The following is a 4,936-nucleotide window of genomic DNA, read 5'->3' as shown; positions in this document are numbered from 1 at the left end:
AACACAGCAATCAAAAACATCAAGCGAACCGCCCGCGGCTACCGCAATGCCGCCAACTACAAATCGGTTATTCTCTTGAGAAGTGCCGTCCGGACGGCGGCATGACGCTCATCCCGGGAATCCATTTCCCCACGAACCGTGAAGAGCCAGTAACCTTACGTAGGTGCGAGGTTCCTCATCATGGTCTTGTCTCGTCCTTCATGGGACGGGGTACTTCGTAGCCGGCGTCTACGTTTGGCCAGCCGATCACCGTGATGAGGCGCAGCGACGAAGCGAAATGACGACAAGTGCACCGAAAACTCCTAGCCGCCGGCGTCCCGATTGATTGCACGTCTTTGAAGCAATGCCTCATGCAAGCTTCGGGGGTCACACACTGGGGGATCTGGAATTACGAGCTGAAACATGCGGCTGGGTTCCTAGCTCCGGGGGCTTGCGCGGCTGGGAACTGCGGGAGCGCTGGACCGGACGGTGCATCCTTATAGGACCGACCTCCGCTGAACTCCACCTGGGCAAATCCTCACTCGATCCAGTGAACCCGCGGTTGGCTGACCAGCGCATCGGGCTTCCGATGTGGCACACGAGTTGCTGATCTCCGTCATGTACTTCAGGACGTGCGCGCCATGAAGGATATGAAAGGAGGTGAATCGATTTGATGGAAATTGCTGCGTTGTTGCCCATCGGGAACATGGTGCTTTCGCCCGAACTTTCATGGCCAGTTACGGCCTCGGGAGTGGTCGCGACAGGGCAAAAAAGAAGTGTGAACAATGTCCACACTTTCCGCCCCGGATTGGCCCGTACAGCCATCGGACTGGCCCGGATTCCGTATGTTTCCGCAACTTCCCAGAGTTCGCAAAGCCTGGAATCCCGTTCGAGTCCCACCTCGGGCACTGTGTTGTCGCAGGTCAGGGGCCTATATGGCCCCTGACTGTTGACAAAACCCCCAAATCTGTTGGCACGGATCTAGCATTTTTATGTGGCTAGTATCCGGAAACGCGTCAAAAAGGACGGCTCTTCGTCCTTCATGGTGGTCTGGCGCGACCCCAAGATCCGGAAGCAACAGGGCATCACTGTCGACTCCGAGCACGAGGCCGAAACTCTGAAACAGTTGCTCGATGCGAACGGACAGTCTTTCGAAATCGCGCAGCAGGCACTGCTGGACAACAGGGCGAAAATTCCAACTGTCGGCGAAGTGATCCAGGAACACATCGACCTGCTGGTCCGGCCCTCGAGCGGGACCGTGAAGACCTATCAGACCATGCTCGACCTCCATGTGAGGAAGGTCATCGGGCACGTGCCTGTAGACAAGCTGGACTACCGGATGATCGCATACTGGGTGAAATCGATGATGGCCAAGGGGCGCTCACCGAAGACGATCAAGAATGTGCACGGCATCATCTCTGCCTCGATGAACACTGCCGAGATGCTGGGTTACATCACCCGCAATCCATGCCGGGGTGTGCAGCTGCCCAGCGTTGAGAAGGCCGAGGACGAAATCATGTTCCTCACCCACGCCGAGTTCGGACTGATCATGGACGGCCGTAAACCATGGCCCTGGTCTGGCTCGGACGGCAGTGGGAGCCACCCGATCGCAGACATGGGAACGAGCGGTCTCGGCTTCATCGCAAATTCGCGACCTGACACAGTTCCGACAGGCTGCATGTGAAGAATCGGCCCGGCAAGCTGCCGGACAGAACAATCATGATCATCCCGGGAGGAGAGAAAGGACCGGCTCGAGTCATTGTCCGGCAGATGCCGAAGGTGTTACCACTGTCCTGCGTTCGGAGTGGAGACTTCTTGCGGGCCGGATGACAATTCCAAGCTCATAGCAATCGTGAATATTCGCTCTTCCACGCTGGCATTCGGCGCAGCGGCTACTTTAAGACCGCGAAACCCTGTCTCTTCTCCCGGTCCTGCAGCGAGGAGGCATTCCTGGATTCGCTCGGCTGTCATCAGGGAGAGGGGCTCGAGCGTTCCGTCCAACGGTCCGGGTGAACTCGTCTCCTTGCCTGGATCGGATGCGGCAGGAGCCGGGGGGACGTGGACGTCGGCCCAAGCCGGCCCGAAGCGTGTGTCTACGTCGGCGCAGCCGGAAAGAACGACTCCTGCCAGCAATCCGGCATCGCGGAGGTACGTGATGTGTTCCAGCGCTGCTTCAGGTCGGCGCTGCTCGATGACGGAACGTCCCCAATTGATGGACATGCCCACGGTGCCGCCGGATGAATTGGCGCGATGAACCGCTTCGGCTTCAGCTTCCAGCGTCTGGAAGCCCTTTGAGGGCGTTTGGCCAGCGATATAGGAGTCACAGTGTCGAGGACAACCCGCGCTCCCTGCCAGTCCCAGGAGCAGATCTCGGCCAAGGACTCGCTCAAAGCGGTGGCTGAGGCTTTGCCGCTGGAGGCCACAGGGGCTGAGTGGATTTCCACCCCGATGACGGCCGGGCGTCCAACACGTGAATTCAGCCTGGTTACGGCCTGCTGGGCTTCATGGACGAGTCCAATGGCGGTCCGGCGGCCCGCTGTGGAGGTGGAGGCCAGGCCGAATGCCGGGTCCGCTCCGAGCCTGGCCATGGTTCCGGGGATGGTTGTCACGAGATAGTCTGCGTGTTCGGGAAGCTGCTGGAGGAACCAGTCTTCGTCGTCTTTATGAAGGGCTCCGGTGAACGGAACTTCCAGGCCAGCGACGCCTTGCAGCGCCAGAACTGATTTCAGGAATCTTCCTTCGGCGACCGGGTCCCACGCAATCAGGCTTGGTGCAGCTGCATACGCTCCGATGAAGAAAGCATTTTGTTCGTAGTGTTGAGGCATGGTTGCTCCACGTTTTTGACCGGAGGGGGGTGATATGACGAGCTGAATCGGGGGTGTTTACTGCAGGTAGCGGAAGGCGCTCCATGATGCTGTGGCAATCAGGCAGCCGCGGCGGTGCCGTGCGGCGAAGCATGGTTGCCGCACGGGACCCATCTTGAAGACTGCCTGGCCGCCGCAGCCAAGGCATACCAGCTGATGCCGGCGGCGCGCTTGCCAGGACCGATCTTTCGCCCCGTATTCGAAGGCGTCCCAGTCCGTTCCGTCCAACAAACTCAGGGCGCGTCTCACTGCTGGCGCCAGGAGGCAGAAGGATTTTGGTCAACGGCTGACCGGTTCATGGGCCCTCAGCAACGGCAGTTCTTCGCGGCGCGGGAGGCCTTCCCAGTCGCCAGGGACGAGGCAAACGAATGCGCCGGCACTTGCTGCGGTCTCCAGCCGTTTCTGCGGCTCCATTCCGCTAACCAATTCGGCCAGATAGCCCGCCACGAAGGCGTCGCCGGCGCCGACGGTGTCCACGGCATCGATGCGTGCGGCCTCTTGGGAGAATTCGGTGCCATCAATGAGTGCAAACGCTCCGGCGGCGCCCAGCTTGATGATTACCTGGCTTGGGCCCAGCGCTGCGATCTTTCGGGCGGCAATCTCAGGACCATTGCTGTAGGGTGCTGCGCCTACGGCGAGTTCAGCTTCCTCAAGGCCGGCAAAGACAATGTCCACTAAGGCGATGATGTCCCGATAAGCGCTTCCAGCGGCTGCTTCGTCCCAGAGCCGGGAACGGTAGTTCAGGTCGAAGGACACGGGAACGCCGGCGGCCCTGGCGGTACCAATGGCATAGTGAAGCGTTGTGGCTGCTTGTGGTGACAGTGCGGGGGTTATGCCGCTGACGTGGAGCAGCGCGGCCCCGGAGATGAGTTGTTCATCGACATCGTCCGGGGTGATACGGGAACCTGCGCTGCCTGAGCGGTAGTACATGACTTTTTGGGAGGCGGAGGTCCGGCGCTCCTTGATCATCAGGCCGGTGGGGGCTTCGTGATCAACAGTGATGCGGACGTCCACGCCTTCTGCCCGGATCTCACGTTCCACGAGTTGGCCCAGGGAATCGTCACCGACCCTGCCACACCACACTGATTGGACGCCCAAGCGTTGAAGGCCGATTGCGACATTTGATTCCGAGCCTCCGATGCCCAGGCTCATGCTTGATACATGGGCCAAGGGTCCCGGTTGGTCCGCGGCCATGAGGGCCATGGTTTCGCCCAACGTGACTACATACGTTCCGGGCTTCACAGTGCACGCGCTTCGTCAACGAGGGCTCGAAGGCGACGGGCCCTTTCCGTCAGCTGACCGAGGTCCCCGCCGTTGAACGCATCACCCAGCAACGGGCCTCCCAGGCTGACCGCCAAGGCTCCGGCTTTGATCCAGGCCGGGACGTCCTGGATCTCTACCCCGCCGGAGGGAACCACTTGGATGTCCGGGAAAGGGCCACGCAGTTGCGGAACATATGCTGGACCCACCGCGGATGCGGGGAAGATCTTGACGGCCGTGGCGCCCAGTTTCCAGCTGGCATGCAGTTCGGTGGGCGTCAATCCACCGGCAAAGATTGGGACGTCCCGCTGTACGCACGCAGCGATGATCTCCGGCTGGGTAGTGGGGGTCACGATGTACGCAGCGCCGAGGTCCAACGCCGTTTCGGCCTCTCCGGCCGTAGTTACCGTTCCGACGCCGATTTCCACACCGTCGCCGAATCGATCCCGCAACAGTGGGAGTTCATCGAAGACGCCTGGTGTGCTCAGCGTCAGTTCGATGCTCAGCACACCGCCGTGTTGGAGTGCGTCGATCACCGGCGCATACTCCCGTGCGTGCCGGGCCCGAAGGACAGCGACGACGCCGGTATCGCGGAGCATCGCTGACAGGTCAGGACGGATGGGAATCTCCTTGGTATCGAGCTGGAGCATGATGTTCCTTCGTGGTGTGGGGTGATCAGTCAATGAGCGCTGGGGTGCTAGGCGTCGGTGGCGGAGAGCTGGTTATTTACGACCGTTGTTTGGAGCAGGGGCCGGTTTGGGCGGGCGTCCTCGGGATCGGTCAGATCTCGGTTCAGTGTTTCCGGCGACATCCGTGTGGCGATGAAGCTGACG

The 4,936-nt window shown here is 60.7% G+C and carries 3 protein-coding genes and 1 pseudogene; 1 reads left to right on the top strand and 3 read right to left on the bottom strand.

The features are described 5' to 3' along the window. Positions 1 to 973 precede the first annotated feature (973 nt). Positions 974 to 1,663 carry a hypothetical protein gene (locus tag AC1DD5_RS25515; RefSeq protein ID WP_477523108.1) on the top strand — a complete coding sequence of 230 codons (690 nt, stop codon included), beginning with the start codon at positions 974 to 976 and terminating at the stop codon, positions 1,661 to 1,663. Positions 1,664 to 1,761: 98 nt separating this feature from the next. Here AC1DD5_RS25515 and AC1DD5_RS25510 read toward each other — a convergent pair. From AC1DD5_RS25510 to AC1DD5_RS25500, 3 genes and pseudogenes are all read right to left on the bottom strand, one after another. Continuing rightward, positions 1,762 to 2,804: pseudogene (locus tag AC1DD5_RS25510) on the bottom strand (DUF4862 family protein). Positions 2,805 to 3,122: 318 nt separating this feature from the next. After that, entirely contained in the window at positions 3,123 to 4,085 is a 963-nt protein-coding gene (locus AC1DD5_RS25505; protein WP_477523107.1) for a sugar kinase, read from the bottom strand. After that, complete coding sequence (locus AC1DD5_RS25500) at positions 4,082 to 4,753, bottom strand: bifunctional 4-hydroxy-2-oxoglutarate aldolase/2-dehydro-3-deoxy-phosphogluconate aldolase (RefSeq protein WP_477523106.1); 672 nt, start codon at positions 4,751 to 4,753, stop codon at positions 4,082 to 4,084. Before AC1DD5_RS25500 ends, AC1DD5_RS25505 begins: the two co-directional genes overlap by 4 nt. Positions 4,754 to 4,936: the final 183 nt, after the last annotated feature.

Source organism: Paenarthrobacter sp. 10L420, from assembly GCF_056395385.1.
Note: the sequence above shows the minus strand (reverse complement) of the source record. Positions and strands in the feature narration are given on the sequence as shown.

What these genes read in the sequence shown, in the direction of transcription:
- AC1DD5_RS25500 (WP_477523106.1), bottom strand. Translation starts at nt 4,753, where the DNA reads ATGCTCCAGCTCGATACCAAGGAGATTCCCATCCGTCCTGACCTGTCA.